Origin of the sequence: Gilliamella sp. wkB178, assembly GCF_001690705.1 — a bacterium.
Taxonomy (GTDB): Bacteria; Pseudomonadota; Gammaproteobacteria; order Enterobacterales; family Orbaceae; genus Gilliamella; species Gilliamella apicola_K.
The window spans coordinates 253,334-267,815 of record NZ_LZGK01000016.1 but is presented as its reverse complement, the minus strand read 5'-3'; the positions used below and the strand labels follow the sequence as shown (position 1 = coordinate 267,815).

The following is a 14,482-nucleotide window of genomic DNA, read 5'->3' as shown; positions in this document are numbered from 1 at the left end:
TTTATTGGTTTTTAATGGTATTAATTATGTTAGTAGTTGAACAGCCATTTTCAAAGTTAAGAACTCTAACTTCACCACCAGCTTGAATGACTTCTTTACCACCAGCAATATCCTCAATTTTGTAATCGCCACCTTTGACTAATACATCCGGTAAGATACTCGCAATTAAGCGCTGAGGCGTTTCTTCGGTAAATGGCACTACCCAGTCTACTGAATCTAGTGCCCCTAGCACGATCATACGTTGCATTAATGGATTAATAGGCCTTGATTCACCTTTGAGTTTTTTCACCGATGCGTCACTATTGACGGCAACGATAAGGCGGTCACCTAATTTTCTGGCATTAGCAAGGTAAGAAACATGACCAGCATGTAAAATATCGAAACAACCATTGGTCATGACAATTTTTTCACCACGCACACGGGCTTTCCGTACTTCTTCTTTTAATTCTTCTTCGGTCATTACACCAAAACTGTCATCGGTTCTAGCACGGATGGCATTGCCAAGTTCCACTTGAGAAACTGTCGAGGTACCTAATTTACCCACAACGACACCCGCAGCTGCATTAGCTAGAAAACAGCTATCTTCTAAAGATTGACCAGCAGCTAAAGCCGTAGCCAAGGTAGCAATAACGGTATCACCGGCGCCGGTAACATCGAATACTTCTTTGGCTTGAGTCGGTAAATGATAAATTGGTTTATTTAGTTGCAATAAAGTCATGCCTTTTTCACTACGCGTAACTAATAAAGCTTTAAGATCATAACGTTTAATTAACTCATAACCTTTTTTGGCGATCTCATCTTCAGTACTACACGTCCCAACTACAGCTTCAAATTCTGACATATTAGGAGTTAATATTGTGGCACCACGATAACATTCAAAATCAGTGCCTTTCGGGTCGATCAAAATGGGAACATTGGCTTGATTCGCTAATTTAATTATTGCTTGAACCGCAGATAAGGCACCTTTGGCATAATCTGATAAAACCAGAACTTTATGACTAGTTAAGGCGGCTTGAATGCGTTCCAACATTGGTGATGGATCAATATTGCCAAATCCTTCCTCAAAATCAATACGGATTAATTGTTGATTACGTGATAATACCCGTAATTTAGTAATGGTCGGATGAGTGGTAACCGCAACAAAATCACATTGCACATGGTGTGCATTTAGTTGTTCATTAAGTATTTTAGCTGGTTCATCAATACCGGTTAGGCCAATCAGACGAACATTACCACTGAGTGCAGTTATATTCATAGCAACGTTGGCGGCACCACCCGGGCGTTCTTCCAAAGCATCAATTTTCACTATTGGCACTGGGGCTTCTGGCGAAATCCGATTAGTGCCACCATACCAATAGCGATCTAACATTATGTCACCAACTACTAAAACATTGGCTTGACTAAAATCTGGTAACGAAACTTTCATTATCAATAATTATCCTTATTTATAATTAGGTTTATCCTTTTCTATTTATTGCTGATCTTCGGTTTCATGATCGGATTCATCTTCAGATCGATCTTGACTACGAGGTTGATAAAACCTTGCGAAAAAGGTGCCAATTTCAAACAATAAACAAATAGGTACAGCTAACAATATTTGTGAAAATACATCTGGCGGAGTAACAAACATAGCTACAGCAAATACGCCAACAATAATATAGGGGCGCTTCTTGCGTAGGCTTTTAGGCGTAGTGACTCCAGTCCAGCAGAGTAAAATAATGGCCACCGGCACTTCAAAAGCGAAGCCGAACACCACAAATAAGGTCATTACAAAATCTAAATATTTAGTGATGTCGGTATTGATCGCTACATCAATTGGTGCCGTATGAATAAAGAAATAAAAAGCCAAAGGAAATACCACAAAATAAGCAAAGGCAATTCCAATATAAAACAAGATAGTACTGGAAATAATTAGTGGCATAACTAAACGTTTTTCGTGCTGATATAGTGCTGGTGCAATAAATCCCCATATTTGGTAAAGCACATAAGGAATCGAAATAAAAATGGCTACAACAGCGGTCAGTTTAATCGGTGTGAAAAAAGGCGCAGCAATATCTGTAGCAATCATACTGCTTCCTTTAGGAAGCTGGCGAATAAGAGGATTGGCAACTATGTGATAAATATCATTGGAAAAATAAAGTAAACAAGCCAGTACTAGCAAAATACAAATAATGCAACGTAACAGCCGCGTTCGGAGTTCAACAAGATGGCCAACTAAAGGTTGAGTAGCGTCTTCTGTCATGATTTATCTTTATTTGCATTAATATTAGTATCAGTTGTAGTTACTGAATCAATTTCTTTTTGTAATGATTCGGTTACTCGTTTTAAATCATCAATAGATTCTTGGAGTTCTGGTGTCAGAGTTTTTAAACCACTTTGCTCAGCTTTTTTGAGACTCTCTTGTAACTCTTGTAATTTAAGCTCTTTATTCAACTCTAACTGTACGGTTGCCGACATACGGCGCAACACTTTTATCCAACTGGCTACGGTTTTGATGGCTACAGGTAAGCGTTCCGGACCTAATACAACTAGTCCAATCACTAATACTAAGAGTAATTGCCCAAAGCTAATGTCGAACATTGGTTACTCTTTTTTATTGTCGTTATCGTTATCACTTGCTGACGCATGATTTTCAACTTTATTAGTAGCAGCATCCTGCTCTTTTTTATCTTCGTCATCATTCATGGCTTTTTTGAAACCTTTAATGGAGGCTCCAAGATCTGATCCCAATGAACGTAATTTTTTAGTTCCAAATAACAATACAACCACGGCTATTAGTATTAGCAGCTGGGGTAAACTTGGCATCATGGTAACTATCTCCAACAGGGTTAAGTAATCAAATTATACACGCAAATTACTCGATCCTAAATAGGCTTTAATGAGTAACCAGTGTGACTATACAAATTAAACTAACTATACAAATAATACCGATTAAATGCCGTTGCCGTTGACGACTATGTTGTAATTCTTCATCTATTTGTTTTATTTGATTAGTCATTCGCCTAGCCATTCTTTCATAATCATTTAATTTAGCAGGTAATTCTGGCAACATGGTTCGCCATTGCGGTAAAACCGCCCAAACTTGTTGCAATAATTTTTTGGCGCTATATTTATCTTCATACCATTTTTCTAAAAATGGTTTAGCTGTTTGCCATAAATCAAGTTCAGGATAAAGTTGCCGCCCTATACCTTCAATATAAAATAGGGTTTTTTCAAGTAAGGTCAATTGTGGTTGAATATCCATATCAAATTGACGAGCCACTTGAAATAATTCAAATAAAATCTGGGAAAAAGAAATTTCAACTAATGGTTTAGCAAAAGCTGGTTCACATACATTGCGCATTGCCATTTCTAGCGCAGTGACATCTGTGGTTTCAGGCACCCAGCCAGATAAAATATACGTCTCTGCTATTTTGCGATAATCTCGATTAAAAAACGCCAAAAAATTTTCTGCCAAATAACGTTGATCATCATCGCTTAGAATCCCAACAATTGCACAATCAATGCCTATATAACGTGGATTTTGGGGTTCACTAATATCCACAAAGATATTACCCGGGTGCATATCAGCATGGAAGAAGTTGTCGCGAAAAACTTGGGTAAAAAAGGCTTGAACACCACGTTCTGCAAGCAATTTCATATTGACATTATGTTGTTTAAGTTGCGCAATATCAGCAATCGGTATCCCTTTAATGCGTTCTTCAACTAACACATTTTTGCGACATAAATCTTGGTAAACATAAGGTATATATAAAATATCACTATTAATAAAATTGACGCGCAATTTGGCAGTATTATAAGCTTCTTGTTGCAAGTCTAATTCTTTTAATAGCGTGGTTTGATAGTCAGTGACAATTTCCACCGCTCTTAATTTTTCCCCCGATTTAATACGTTTAGTGCATTGTTTAGCAACCCAAAACATCAGATCGATGTCAGATTGTATAATCGGTAAAATATTGGGGCGTATAACTTTAATAACAATTTCTGCTTGACTACGTTTTAATATAGCGGTGTGAACTTGAGCGATAGATGCTGATGCTAAAGGTGTTTCATCAAAATTAGAAAAATAATAGTCAATAGGTTGACCGAGTGCTGACTCAATAATTTGTTTAGCTATTTGACCATCAAATGGTTTTACTTGGTCTTGTAATTTAGCTAAAGCATTAGCAATATGCTGTGGTAATACATCGCGTCGAGTTGAGATCATCTGCCCAAACTTTATCCATACAGGCCCCAGATCTTGCAATGCTTGGCGTAGCCTTTCACCAATTTCAAGTTGTTTGCCTTTAGGTCGAACCCAAAATAAACAGATCAATAAAAAACGTAACCATCTGGATGCTCGATGGGTTGGTAATAATTCTTGCAATCGATAGGCTCTAATTACCGTTAATATTTTATATAGTCGAAAAAATGTCATTATTTATTATCACATCAAAATTTAAAACCGGTATGTAATGCAACAATACCGCCGGTCATGTTGTGGTATTTAACATCAACAAAACCTGCATCTTCCATCATTTTTTTCAATGTTTTTTGATCTGGATGCATACGGATTGATTCAGCTAAATAACGATAACTATCGGCATCATTGGCGACAATTTTACCCATTAACGGTAACATGGTAAAAGAATACAGATCGTAGGCCTTATTTAAAATTTGATATTGCGGTTTGGAAAATTCCAAGATTAATAAACGCCCTCCCGGTTTTAATACTCGCCACATGGAGCGCAGTGCTTTATCTTTATCTGTCACATTACGTAAACCAAATGAGATAGTGATGCAGTCAAAATAATTATCGGCAAAAGGCAATTCTTCAGCATTGGCTTGAACATATTCGATATTGTTAAACAGCCCCTTATCACGAAGTTTATCACGACCAACCTTTAACATGGATTCATTAATATCGGCCAGTACTACTAAACCATCGTCGCCAACAAGCTGGGAGAATTTGGCGGTTAAATCACCGGTACCGCCTGCAAGGTCAAGGACTTTTTGACCTTTACGTACACTGCTATATTCAATAGTGATTTTTTTCCAGATGCGGTGAATGCCAAATGACATTAAATCATTCATTACATCATATTTATCTGCTACGGAATGGAAGACTTCGGCAACACGTTTAACTTTTTCTTGTTTTAAAACTTGAGTAAAACCGAAATCAATTTTTTCTTGATTAGTGTTATCTTGTTTATCAGAAGATTGAGACATTAAAATTCACCTTACATCAACAGTTAGCTTATTCTAGCATAAGCCATGATAAATGCGATGAACTAAATCAATAATGCTTCAACCATCTTAGTTACCGTTTCAAAATGCTGTAAAGGGGTATGTTGCGGATCTAAATCTTTTTCATTAATAACAAGATCAAAATGATAACTGTTGGTTAACACTTTTAATACTTCGTGTTCCTTTTGAAAGATTTGCCGGTAACATTGTGCTAATGCAGCAAAATCAATTGAAGTAAATAATAGCTTATTAGCAATCCTTTCAGCACTTGAGATTCGTTCTACTTGCAACATAGCTATTTTTATATAGTCAGACTCACTTAAATAACGTTGATTATGACAGGCTGAGATTTCCCTCTGGATATAATTTACATAACCATTAGCTACATATTGAGTATTATAAATGTTAGCTAGTTGTATTGGTAAATCATTAAATTTTTGTGAACCAATAATTGCTACTTTTTTTATAAAAAAAGGTTTAGCCGCTTGAGCAATAAAAGACCAATGTTTATAAGGATTTTCACGAATTGCCGTCGCACTAATAGGCATAAATTCACGATCAGCATCAATGGTTACTACCGGACAACCAAAATAAAGTTGATGGTTTGCTACATCTTGCAATTCACTGGTAAATACTACGGTGGGTTTAATTTTATATTCAGCAAGGATACCCTTAACTCGATCACTCCAATCCTTCCAGCCATTAGGGTAATAATCAATTCCCGCTTCATTTAAAACATGCACATGAATATTATGACGATTTTTAAAAGTTTCTTGTAACCAAGAAAAGCGATCACTAACTTGAGGTTGTTTGGGTAGGCGACTCTTTTCAAAAAGCTGTTTATCTCTAGTTGCTTCACAGCCAAGCATAATATGAAGTTCATCAACTTGGCTCATTGCTTTTTCAATTAAATAAATATGCCCACAGTGTAATGGGTAAAACTTTCCAAAAATTAAGCCAATTTTATGTTTAGACACCATAACTTATACCAGTAACATTTAAATACTTGGTAACAATGTACATTAAAAAAATGCATTTTCTAACCAAATCATGCTATTTAACTTAATTTATCCAATAACAATACAATTTTAGTCAGTAAACACATTTATGGCAAAAATTAAATAACATAAAACTAACTTTGCAGAGCATATAATGCAATACCCGTTGCCACCGAGATATTAAGGGCGGGCATATTGTCATTGCCTTGTAAATGAATAACCACATCAGCACAACTAACTAATTTCATGTTTATTTGTTGAAAAACAACTAATACGACTTTTTTGGCAAACCTGACTTGCCGTAATTCAGTAGAAGCAATGGATTTTACTTGACATGGTAATAACGCCACCACTTGATAGCCATGTTGTTTAAACAGATCTAACGATGCCATAAAATCATCACTTTTGATGGATTCTACGGCTTCAATTCCACCTTCCGCTACTCGCATGGCAGCACCACTGTCTAGTAGATTTGTTTGACGTAACATAACACCATTAACTTTGTAAAAAGCAGCACTTCTAATTAGCCCACCTAAATTATGAGGATTATTGACATCATCAATTGCCAAAACACAATCTTCAGCTTTTTTGCTATTGGTTTGTAAATAATTAAGTAACATTACAGGCATACGTTTTTTAATTATTAAACAGATGCCCCCATGATGAGCAGTTTGTGTAAGTTTGGTGATCTGTTCGCTAGCAACAACATCATAGCCTAAACGTTGTTTGACCAACCATGTAATTAACTCTTTGAATTGATAAGTCATTTCTTGAGTGATAAATAACTTAATTATTGCCGAACGTCGATGCTTGAATACCGCCTTACAGCTATTTTCGCTATAAACTATAGTTTCTTCTTTACGTTGAGTATATTGGTCATAACCAAATGTTGGTAATTGTTCATTATCACGTACTTTTTTATGCCAAGGGGAACTATTTTCAGTAGATGACTTATGTCGAGATTGCTTAGATTCAACACTAGGCTGTTTTCCAAAACTAGATTTACTAGCCCGCGGTTGGAATGTTTCAATACGATCATTATGATCTGGTTTGACCTTTGATTTAGATTGAAAAGGTTCATTTTTACGCTTGCCTTTTTTAGCGTTGCTATTCCCTGATTGGGAGCGAGAAACACCTTGTGATGCACTATTTGTAGCATAAAAAATGGTGGGCTTATTTTTTTCAGTATTAGAGTTCATATCAATCTCAATATTAATCAGTTAGCGGCTACGAATTGTTGGGGCTATTTTATCTAATACACCATTTACAAATTTATGGCTATCTTCAGCACCAAAGGTTTTAGTCAAATCAATAGCTTCATTAATTACCACTTTATAAGGTACATCTTGGCGTTTCATTAATTCATAAAGTGCAATTCTAAGGATAGCTAACTCTACTTGACCCAACTCATCAACTGAACGTTCAGTAAGGTAAGGTGCCATTTTATTATCTAAATCAATAGTATTTTTGACCACTCCATTGAGTAATTCTTTAAAATATTTAGCATCAACGCCCTTCATATCTTGTTCTGCTATAAAACTGGCTTCAACATCAACAAGATCATTTTTTGAAATCTGCCAAGAATAGATTGCTTGGACTGCACATTCTCTTGCCCGACGACGAGGATTAACTGATGCCACTAAATTACTCCTTAATTGTTTTAATAATGTTTAGCATTTCAAGTGCCGTTAAAGCTGCTTCCGCACCTTTATTACCAGCTTTGGTTCCGGCTCGCTCAATAGCTTGTTCAATACTTTCTGTGGTTAAAATACCGAATCCCACAGGAATTGCATATTCTAAGCTAGCATTTAATAAACCTGAACTTGATTCACCGGCAACATAATCAAAATGCGCGGTGCTACCTCGGATCACTGTACCTAATGCTACAACTGCGTCATATTTTTTCGATTGGGCTGCAACTTTGGTTGCTAATGGAATTTCATAAGCACCAGGTACCCAAATAACGGTAATATTTTTTTCATCTACTTGCCCAATACGAGTCAATGCATCAACTGCACCATTAACTAAGTTATCATTAATAAAATGATTAAAACGAGCCACTATAATGGCTACTTTGGCTTTTGGTGCCGCAACTTTACCTGTAACTGTTTGCATATTAATTCCTTATTAATTAATTTTTAAATGCAATTTAAATATCTCTTTGCGTGAAAAACTATGCCATAATTGTACCATATTTTATGGGCTTATCCTATTAGCAAATAACGCTACCACAATGATTTAACAGCTAAATAAGATAAAATAAAATGAAAAGATTTTAATCTCTTATATAGATTTTAAAATCTCACCAACAACCCAACTATTATTAAAGTGAACTTGCATTTTTAAGTGTTAACTATAGTTTTAGCTAAACTTCAACTTATCAATAAATCTTTAATTTTATTACTTGCAAGCAATAATGATCGTTTTAAAATGGGAAAGAAATATTTTATATAATGGAGTAACACAAATGTACATAGACAATATTCGTTCGGAATTAAATCAAGCTATTGAAGTGTTGACTAATTTTATTTCTAATAATGAAAATTTAGAAAAAATTCAACAAGCTGCTATATTAATTGCCGATTCATTTAAACAAGGTGGTAAAGTTCTATCCTGTGGTAATGGTGGTTCTCATTGCGATGCCATGCATTTTGCGGAAGAGCTAACCGGTCGTTTTCGTGATGATCGTCCTGCTTACCCTGCCATTGCAATATCTGATGTAAGCCATACTTCATGTGTTGGTAATGATTATGGTTTTGATTATATTTTTTCCCGTTATGTGGAAGGCGTAGGTAAGAAGGGAGACGTGTTGTTAGGTATTTCTACCTCCGGTAATTCAGCCAATGTACTCAAAGCAATCCATGCAGCCAAACAAAAAGGTATGAAAATAATTACTCTTACGGGCAAAGATGGCGGCAAAATGAATGGGCTGGCTGATATTGATATTCGTGTACCTCATTTTGGCTATGCTGATCGGGTGCAAGAAATCCATATCAAGGTTATCCATATTTTAATATTGTTAATTGAAAAAGAGATGGCAAACGTAAATGTGTGAATTATTGGGTATGAGTGCTAATGTACCAACCGATATCTGTTTTAGTTTTACTAGCCTAATTAAACGTGGTGGGGACAAAGGTCCTCACAAAGATGGTTGGGGAATTACTTTTTATGAAGGTAAAGGTTGCCGTACTTTTAAAGATCCTGAGCCTTGTAGTTATTCCCCTATAGCTAAAATGGTTCAGGAATACCCAATTAAATCTAAGTCTGTGATAGCACATATTCGGCAAGCTAATCGTGGTGGAGTGGCGCTGGAAAACACCCATCCATTTACACGCGAATTATGGGGCAAAAACTGGACTTTTGCCCATAATGGACAATTAACTGATTATGAACAACTACCGATGGGATTGTTTCAACCTGTTGGCTCAACTGATAGCGAATATGCTTTTTGCTACCTAATTAATCAATTACACCGAAAATATTCGCATAAACCCGATGATGATCTACAATTATTTAATTATATTAAGCAATGTGCCAATAAATTAAGTCAGCTTGGTGTATTTAATATGCTGCTTTCTGATGGCCAATATGTTTTTGCCTATTGTTCGACGAATCTACATTGGATCACCAGAAGAGCGCCTTTTGGTAAAGCTAAGTTAATCGATGAAGACGTAGAAATTGATTTCCAAAAACACACAACTCCAAATGATGTAGTTACTATTATTTCGACGTTGCCACTAACATCAAACGAAGTTTGGCATAAACTGCAAACTGGTGAAGCTATTTTATTTAAAAGCGGTGAAGTTATCCAATCTTCCTAGTTTTAGATCTTACCATTGGCGGTTCATCTTTGAATAGATATTGTAAATAGCCGAGTGTCAGTAAACCAATTGCAGTAAGTACAATCCAAGGAAGATGCGGGAAATTTATTCGCATAGCTATATCATACAACCAACCTGCACCGGTATAGCCAATAAAACCGCCTAACGCAAGGCCTAATCGACTAAACCCCATATAGCTACCTTTTGCTCTAGGATTAGTCAGCACAGTAGATAGTGTTTCACGTGCCGGTTCAGCGATAATCGCACCTAAATAAAACAATGCAATTAGTAATAATAAAATTGTTAGTTCGCTGGTAAAACCAATGATGATAAAACCCAATGACATCAAAAATAAACCAAATTTGAGCCGCTGATCTAGTCTAAAATATTTTTCACTTAACCGCGCTAACGGATAAAGTAATAACAAAGAAATACCTGCTTGAATGGCATACATCCACTTCACATAACTTGGACTGCCAGTTACATTAGTAATAGTTAAAGGCAGCATTAGCATAATTTGCACCCAAAGCACATAGTAACCGGTTAACGTTAACACATAACGCGTAAATTTTTTATCTTGCAATACCATTTTCATGCCATTAATTATAGGCGCTTTGCCAATGGCAATATGATACGCAGGCAGAAAGAAGATATTAAATAGACCACATAAGAAGAAAATAACGGCGCCACACCAACACACTAATTGAAAATCATAATCAATCAGAATACCACCAATAAGCGCCCCAATAACTGCGCCGGCGTTATCTTGAATCATTAATAGTGAAATAAATTTACCGCGTTCATGAGGGCGGGTAAATTTAATCGTCAGCCCCATTCGCGGCGGATCAAACAATAATCCACCTAGTGCTGAAAGTAGACACGAAAGCAGTAACAACCACGGCTCATTAGCAATTGCCATGGAGACAAAACCGACACAACGCAAAAACATGCCCCAAACAATCATTGGTTTAGCACCAAAACGGTCAGCTATAGCACCACCTATAATACCAAAACCTTGCTGAACAAATTGGCGGAAACCTAAAGCAAAACCGACAAATAACGCACTCCAACCGACTTGGCTGACAAAATGAGTCGAAACCAATGGGAAGACGACATAGAATCCTAAAACAATAAATAAATTATCTAATAATAGGATTTGTTTTCCTGTTTTGCGAATCTGTGAAGGTATTGGCATTTATTTAGTTCTTTCCGATAAATAACCTTGATAATCGGGAATAGCAATTTCAATTTCGCTGGTAAAAATTGAGGATTGAATCAACGCATTAGCAGTAGCTTGATTAGTCGCAGTAGGAATATTCCAGACTGTAGCCAAACGTAGCAACGCTTTTACATCTGGATCGTGTGGCACCGCATTAAGGGGATCCCAAAAAAAGATCAAAATATCAATTTTACCTTCGGCAATTAAAGAGCCAATCTGTTGATCGCCACCCATTGGCCCACTTAACATTGGGGTGATATTAAGTCCAATTTGTTGTTTAATTAATGTTCCCGTCGTCCCGGTACCACATAAATTGTGGTGGCAAAGTTCTTCACGATTGGTTTTACACCAATTTAATAAATTGTCTTTTAAATGATCATGCGCGACTAAAGCAATATTTTTCTTGGCAGCTATTTTGCGTGTGGTATAAAGCATTATTGTCTTCCTATTTTATTGTTATTTTCTGTTTTTAACAGAGTATTAATAAAAGAGCAAGCAATATTTAAGCTTAATAAGTAAATAAAAAAGGCACCGAAGTGCCTTTTAAAAATACTGCAAAAGACTTAATTAGAATTGATAAATTAAACCAAGTGCTACAGTGTCTTTAGTAGTTGCTTTAATTTGAGATTTATTAAAGCTATCATCATACAAACCACGACGAGCACCGATATCATCTTTATCTAACAAGTTAATTTTATAATCAATGATCGCTTGTAGATTTTTGTTAAAGTCATAAGTTAAACCTACATCGACATATTTAATTAGATCATTGCCTTTAAGACCTTCATCACCACTTCTTGAGAAGCTTGAAGCATCTTGAACTTTATGTTGAATATAAGCTACAGATGGAGTTAAACGACCAACTTCAAAGTCAATACCATATTGAGCAACTAGTTCAAAACCTTTAGTTTTTAAATCATCAGCATTTCTGTTAATTGTGGCATTATCCCAACCATATTTTTGTTTACCTTGGATATATAAGGCAGCTAAATAAAGATTGTCATTGTCGTATTTAATACCTGCTGACCATGCTTTAGCATCTTTATGACCACCAGTTTGTGCATAACCAGCACCAATAGATATACCAGTGTCTAATACATCCCAATCTACTACAGTACCCCAAGCTTCGGCACTGTCATGACCTTTATCGTGTTCATATTTAGCAAAATGTTGAGTAGAACTATTATCACCATTATCTGCATATTGTACCGCAAAGCGTAAACCATCGACTAAACCAAAGAAGTCTGAATTACGGTAAGTAGCAACAGCCTTAGTACGAGCAGATAAGGCATACAAATCGTTATCCGAAGCATCACCACCAAATTCAGGCAATACGTCAGTATAAGAAGTTAGAGTTTTTAATACCCCATCATTACGACCATAATCAAAAGCACCAAAATCACCAAAGTTTAAACCGGCAAATGCATAACGAGTTTCGTCCCATGATTCTTTACCAGTTTGAGTTTCAAATTCCCAACGACCATAACCAGTGATACCATCAGTAATTTGAGTTTGACCTGACATACCTAAACGAGCTGTAGTTTGATCACCCTCACCAGTTTGATTGTCACGATCAGTAATATAGTTTAAAGCATAAACTCGACCATAGAAGTCAACTTTATTACCATCTTTATTCCACACTTCGATAGAAGCGCTTGCAGTACCCGCAATTAATAATGCAGGAATAGCGATTGCTAATAGATTACGTTTCATTTTTTACCCTCTTAGGTATTTTATTTTCTAAAAGATGCAAATTACTTTGCTCTTGTGCTAATAAATAATTGCTAATGTTAGCAATTATATTATTACTGATATTGGCTATTAAATTTACCCATTTTTATTTTTGATATGTAAATAATTAATACCATACATCTTAACTCTACTAATTTTAGTATTGTAAGACGAGCAATACAACATTTTTAAACATAAAATGTGATTTTTATATAAGTGAGGTGTAAAAAAAGGCACCTAGGTGCCTTTTTATTTAAATCAGATATTAAGTTATTAGAATTGGTAAATTAAACCAACACCTAACACATCTTTTGTACCTGGTTTATATGGATGGTTACCACTATCTTGGTGCACTGTATTTTTATAAGCACCTATGTCGTGATTATCAAGTAAGTTAAATTTATATTCTAAAAGAGCGCTAAAGTTTTTATTTAGCTGATAAGTAGCACCTAAAGAAACATATTTAACGTATGGTGAATTCAAATCAGTACCATTTCCTAAGTCTATACCATTAGCTGAAACTTTTCTTTTATGTTGAACATAAGCTAAAGATGGAGTTAAACGACCTACATCTAAATCAATACCATATTGAGCAACCAACTCAACACCTTTGATTTTCTCATCTTCTATACTAATGTGATTAGAATGAAGAATAGCCCAACGATCTTTTAATTTAGTTTGGAAATAGTTAGCGGCTAAATATAAATTATAGTTATCATATTTGATACCAGCAGTCCAAGTGTTAGCATCTTGTTTACTGCCACTTGTTTGTGCATAACCAGCACCAGCAGTTAAACCAGTGTCAAAAATACGCCATTGAACATTAGCACCAAAAGCTTCTCGGCTATCTCCTACACGTTTGCCATCATCGTTATAATGCCAGCGTTTACCATCTAGAGTGTTTGAGTTATCACCGTTATCGGCATATTGTAATGCAAAACTTAAATCATCAGTCAACCCGAAGAAATTATTGTTACGGTAAGTAGCAACCGCTTTAGTACGAGCTGATAATACATGCCAATTATTATTAGCAGCATCACCACCAAATTCTGGCAATACATCGGTATAAGCAGTAATAGCTTTAAGTACACCGTCGTTACGACCATAGTCAAATGAACCTGCGTCACCAAAATTTAAACCAGCAAATGCGTAACGAGTTTCATCCCATGAATCTTTACCAGTTTTAGTTTCATATTCCCAACGACCATAACCAGTGATGCCATCAGTAATCTGAGTTTGACCAGACATACCTAAACGTGCGGTAGTTTTATCGCCTTCATCTTTTTGACCACGATCTGTAACATGGTTCATGGCTTTTACTCGACCATAAAAGTCAACTTTATTGCCATCTTTGTTCCATACTTCAATAGATGCATTTGCGCCAGCTGCAACTAAAAGTGCAGGAATAGCGATTGCTAATAGATTACGTTTCATTTTTTACCCTCTCGGTTATTTTTATTAAAAGATACTAATTACATTAGCATCAA

General features: G+C 35.8%; 16 protein-coding genes. 2 read left to right on the top strand and 14 right to left on the bottom strand.

Annotation, left to right across the window (positions count from 1 at the left end):
- Window position 1 precedes the first annotated feature (1 nt).
- From hldE to ribH, 10 genes are all read right to left on the bottom strand, one after another.
- A complete protein-coding gene (gene hldE / locus A9G13_RS10810) occupies window positions 2-1,426 on the bottom strand; it encodes a bifunctional D-glycero-beta-D-manno-heptose-7-phosphate kinase/D-glycero-beta-D-manno-heptose 1-phosphate adenylyltransferase HldE (protein ID WP_065557608.1) in 1,425 nt (474 codons plus the stop codon).
- Between the two features lie 45 nt (window positions 1,427-1,471).
- Complete coding sequence (gene tatC / locus A9G13_RS10805; protein ID WP_065557607.1) at window positions 1,472-2,242, bottom strand: twin-arginine translocase subunit TatC; 771 nt, start codon at window positions 2,240-2,242, stop codon at window positions 1,472-1,474.
- Window positions 2,239-2,580: a Sec-independent protein translocase protein TatB gene (gene tatB / locus A9G13_RS10800; RefSeq protein ID WP_081301245.1), complete on the bottom strand. Its 342-nt coding sequence runs from the start codon at window positions 2,578-2,580 to the stop codon at window positions 2,239-2,241. Before tatB ends, tatC begins: the two co-directional genes overlap by 4 nt.
- Before the next feature lie 3 nt (window positions 2,581-2,583).
- A complete protein-coding gene (gene tatA / locus A9G13_RS10795) occupies window positions 2,584-2,805 on the bottom strand; it encodes a twin-arginine translocase TatA/TatE family subunit (RefSeq protein WP_065557659.1) in 222 nt (73 codons plus the stop codon).
- A gap of 70 nt (window positions 2,806-2,875) precedes the next feature.
- Complete coding sequence (gene ubiB, locus A9G13_RS10790; RefSeq protein WP_065557606.1) at window positions 2,876-4,417, bottom strand: ubiquinone biosynthesis regulatory protein kinase UbiB; 1,542 nt, start codon at window positions 4,415-4,417, stop codon at window positions 2,876-2,878.
- Window positions 4,418-4,431: 14 nt separating this feature from the next.
- On the bottom strand, window positions 4,432-5,208 hold the full coding sequence (gene ubiE, locus A9G13_RS10785; RefSeq protein ID WP_065557605.1) for a bifunctional demethylmenaquinone methyltransferase/2-methoxy-6-polyprenyl-1,4-benzoquinol methylase UbiE: 777 nt from the start codon (window positions 5,206-5,208) through the stop codon (window positions 4,432-4,434).
- A gap of 62 nt (window positions 5,209-5,270) precedes the next feature.
- Window positions 5,271-6,206, bottom strand: a complete 936-nt coding sequence (gene nadR / locus A9G13_RS10780) for a multifunctional transcriptional regulator/nicotinamide-nucleotide adenylyltransferase/ribosylnicotinamide kinase NadR (protein WP_065557604.1) — start codon at window positions 6,204-6,206, stop codon at window positions 5,271-5,273.
- A gap of 152 nt (window positions 6,207-6,358) precedes the next feature.
- Window positions 6,359-7,423 carry a TrmH family RNA methyltransferase gene (locus tag A9G13_RS10775; protein ID WP_065557603.1) on the bottom strand — a complete coding sequence of 355 codons (1,065 nt, stop codon included), beginning with the start codon at window positions 7,421-7,423 and terminating at the stop codon, window positions 6,359-6,361.
- 21 nt (window positions 7,424-7,444) lie between these two features.
- Window positions 7,445-7,864, bottom strand: a complete 420-nt coding sequence (gene nusB, locus A9G13_RS10770) for a transcription antitermination factor NusB (protein ID WP_065557602.1) — start codon at window positions 7,862-7,864, stop codon at window positions 7,445-7,447.
- 4 nt (window positions 7,865-7,868) lie between these two features.
- A complete protein-coding gene (ribH, locus tag A9G13_RS10765; RefSeq protein WP_065557601.1) occupies window positions 7,869-8,339 on the bottom strand; it encodes a 6,7-dimethyl-8-ribityllumazine synthase in 471 nt (156 codons plus the stop codon).
- A 352-nt stretch (window positions 8,340-8,691) separates the two neighbouring features.
- Between ribH and lpcA the strand changes: the two genes are divergently transcribed.
- Both lpcA and A9G13_RS10755 read left to right on the top strand, forming a co-directional pair.
- Window positions 8,692-9,279 carry a D-sedoheptulose 7-phosphate isomerase gene (gene lpcA, locus A9G13_RS10760; protein WP_065557600.1) on the top strand — a complete coding sequence of 196 codons (588 nt, stop codon included), beginning with the start codon at window positions 8,692-8,694 and terminating at the stop codon, window positions 9,277-9,279.
- Window positions 9,272-10,045 (top strand): class II glutamine amidotransferase, encoded by a 774-nt coding sequence (locus tag A9G13_RS10755; RefSeq protein ID WP_065557599.1) that lies wholly within the window; start codon window positions 9,272-9,274, stop codon window positions 10,043-10,045. Before lpcA ends, A9G13_RS10755 begins: the two co-directional genes overlap by 8 nt.
- Here A9G13_RS10755 and mdtH read toward each other — a convergent pair.
- From mdtH to A9G13_RS10735, 4 genes are all read right to left on the bottom strand, one after another.
- Window positions 10,029-11,240 (bottom strand): multidrug efflux MFS transporter MdtH, encoded by a 1,212-nt coding sequence (mdtH, locus tag A9G13_RS10750; RefSeq protein WP_065557598.1) that lies wholly within the window; start codon window positions 11,238-11,240, stop codon window positions 10,029-10,031. The two genes, A9G13_RS10755 and mdtH, sit on opposite strands and share 17 nt — an antisense overlap.
- Entirely contained in the window at window positions 11,241-11,699 is a 459-nt protein-coding gene (locus A9G13_RS10745; RefSeq protein WP_065557597.1) for a methylglyoxal synthase, read from the bottom strand.
- Window positions 11,700-11,831: 132 nt separating this feature from the next.
- Window positions 11,832-12,977 (bottom strand): porin, encoded by a 1,146-nt coding sequence (locus A9G13_RS10740; RefSeq protein ID WP_065557596.1) that lies wholly within the window; start codon window positions 12,975-12,977, stop codon window positions 11,832-11,834.
- Between the two features lie 291 nt (window positions 12,978-13,268).
- Window positions 13,269-14,429, bottom strand: coding sequence for a porin (locus tag A9G13_RS10735; protein ID WP_065557595.1), 1,161 nt, complete (start codon window positions 14,427-14,429; stop codon window positions 13,269-13,271).
- Window positions 14,430-14,482 lie beyond the last annotated feature (53 nt).

What these genes read in the sequence shown, in the direction of transcription:
- ubiB (WP_065557606.1), bottom strand. Translation starts at nt 4,417, where the DNA reads ATGACATTTTTTCGACTATATAAAATATTAACGGTAATTAGAGCCTAT.
- tatB (WP_081301245.1), bottom strand. Translation starts at nt 2,580, where the DNA reads ATGTTCGACATTAGCTTTGGGCAATTACTCTTAGTATTAGTGATTGGA.
- tatA (WP_065557659.1), bottom strand. Translation starts at nt 2,805, where the DNA reads ATGCCAAGTTTACCCCAGCTGCTAATACTAATAGCCGTGGTTGTATTG.
- ribH (WP_065557601.1), bottom strand. Translation starts at nt 8,339, where the DNA reads ATGCAAACAGTTACAGGTAAAGTTGCGGCACCAAAAGCCAAAGTAGCC.
- A9G13_RS10775 (WP_065557603.1), bottom strand. Translation starts at nt 7,423, where the DNA reads ATGAACTCTAATACTGAAAAAAATAAGCCCACCATTTTTTATGCTACA.
- lpcA (WP_065557600.1), top strand. Translation starts at nt 8,692, where the DNA reads ATGTACATAGACAATATTCGTTCGGAATTAAATCAAGCTATTGAAGTG.
- hldE (WP_065557608.1), bottom strand. Translation starts at nt 1,426, where the DNA reads ATGAAAGTTTCGTTACCAGATTTTAGTCAAGCCAATGTTTTAGTAGTT.
- mdtH (WP_065557598.1), bottom strand. Translation starts at nt 11,240, where the DNA reads ATGCCAATACCTTCACAGATTCGCAAAACAGGAAAACAAATCCTATTA.
- tatC (WP_065557607.1), bottom strand. Translation starts at nt 2,242, where the DNA reads ATGACAGAAGACGCTACTCAACCTTTAGTTGGCCATCTTGTTGAACTC.
- A9G13_RS10745 (WP_065557597.1), bottom strand. Translation starts at nt 11,699, where the DNA reads ATGCTTTATACCACACGCAAAATAGCTGCCAAGAAAAATATTGCTTTA.
- A9G13_RS10755 (WP_065557599.1), top strand. Translation starts at nt 9,272, where the DNA reads ATGTGTGAATTATTGGGTATGAGTGCTAATGTACCAACCGATATCTGT.
- ubiE (WP_065557605.1), bottom strand. Translation starts at nt 5,208, where the DNA reads ATGTCTCAATCTTCTGATAAACAAGATAACACTAATCAAGAAAAAATT.
- A9G13_RS10735 (WP_065557595.1), bottom strand. Translation starts at nt 14,429, where the DNA reads ATGAAACGTAATCTATTAGCAATCGCTATTCCTGCACTTTTAGTTGCA.
- nadR (WP_065557604.1), bottom strand. Translation starts at nt 6,206, where the DNA reads ATGGTGTCTAAACATAAAATTGGCTTAATTTTTGGAAAGTTTTACCCA.
- A9G13_RS10740 (WP_065557596.1), bottom strand. Translation starts at nt 12,977, where the DNA reads ATGAAACGTAATCTATTAGCAATCGCTATTCCTGCATTATTAATTGCG.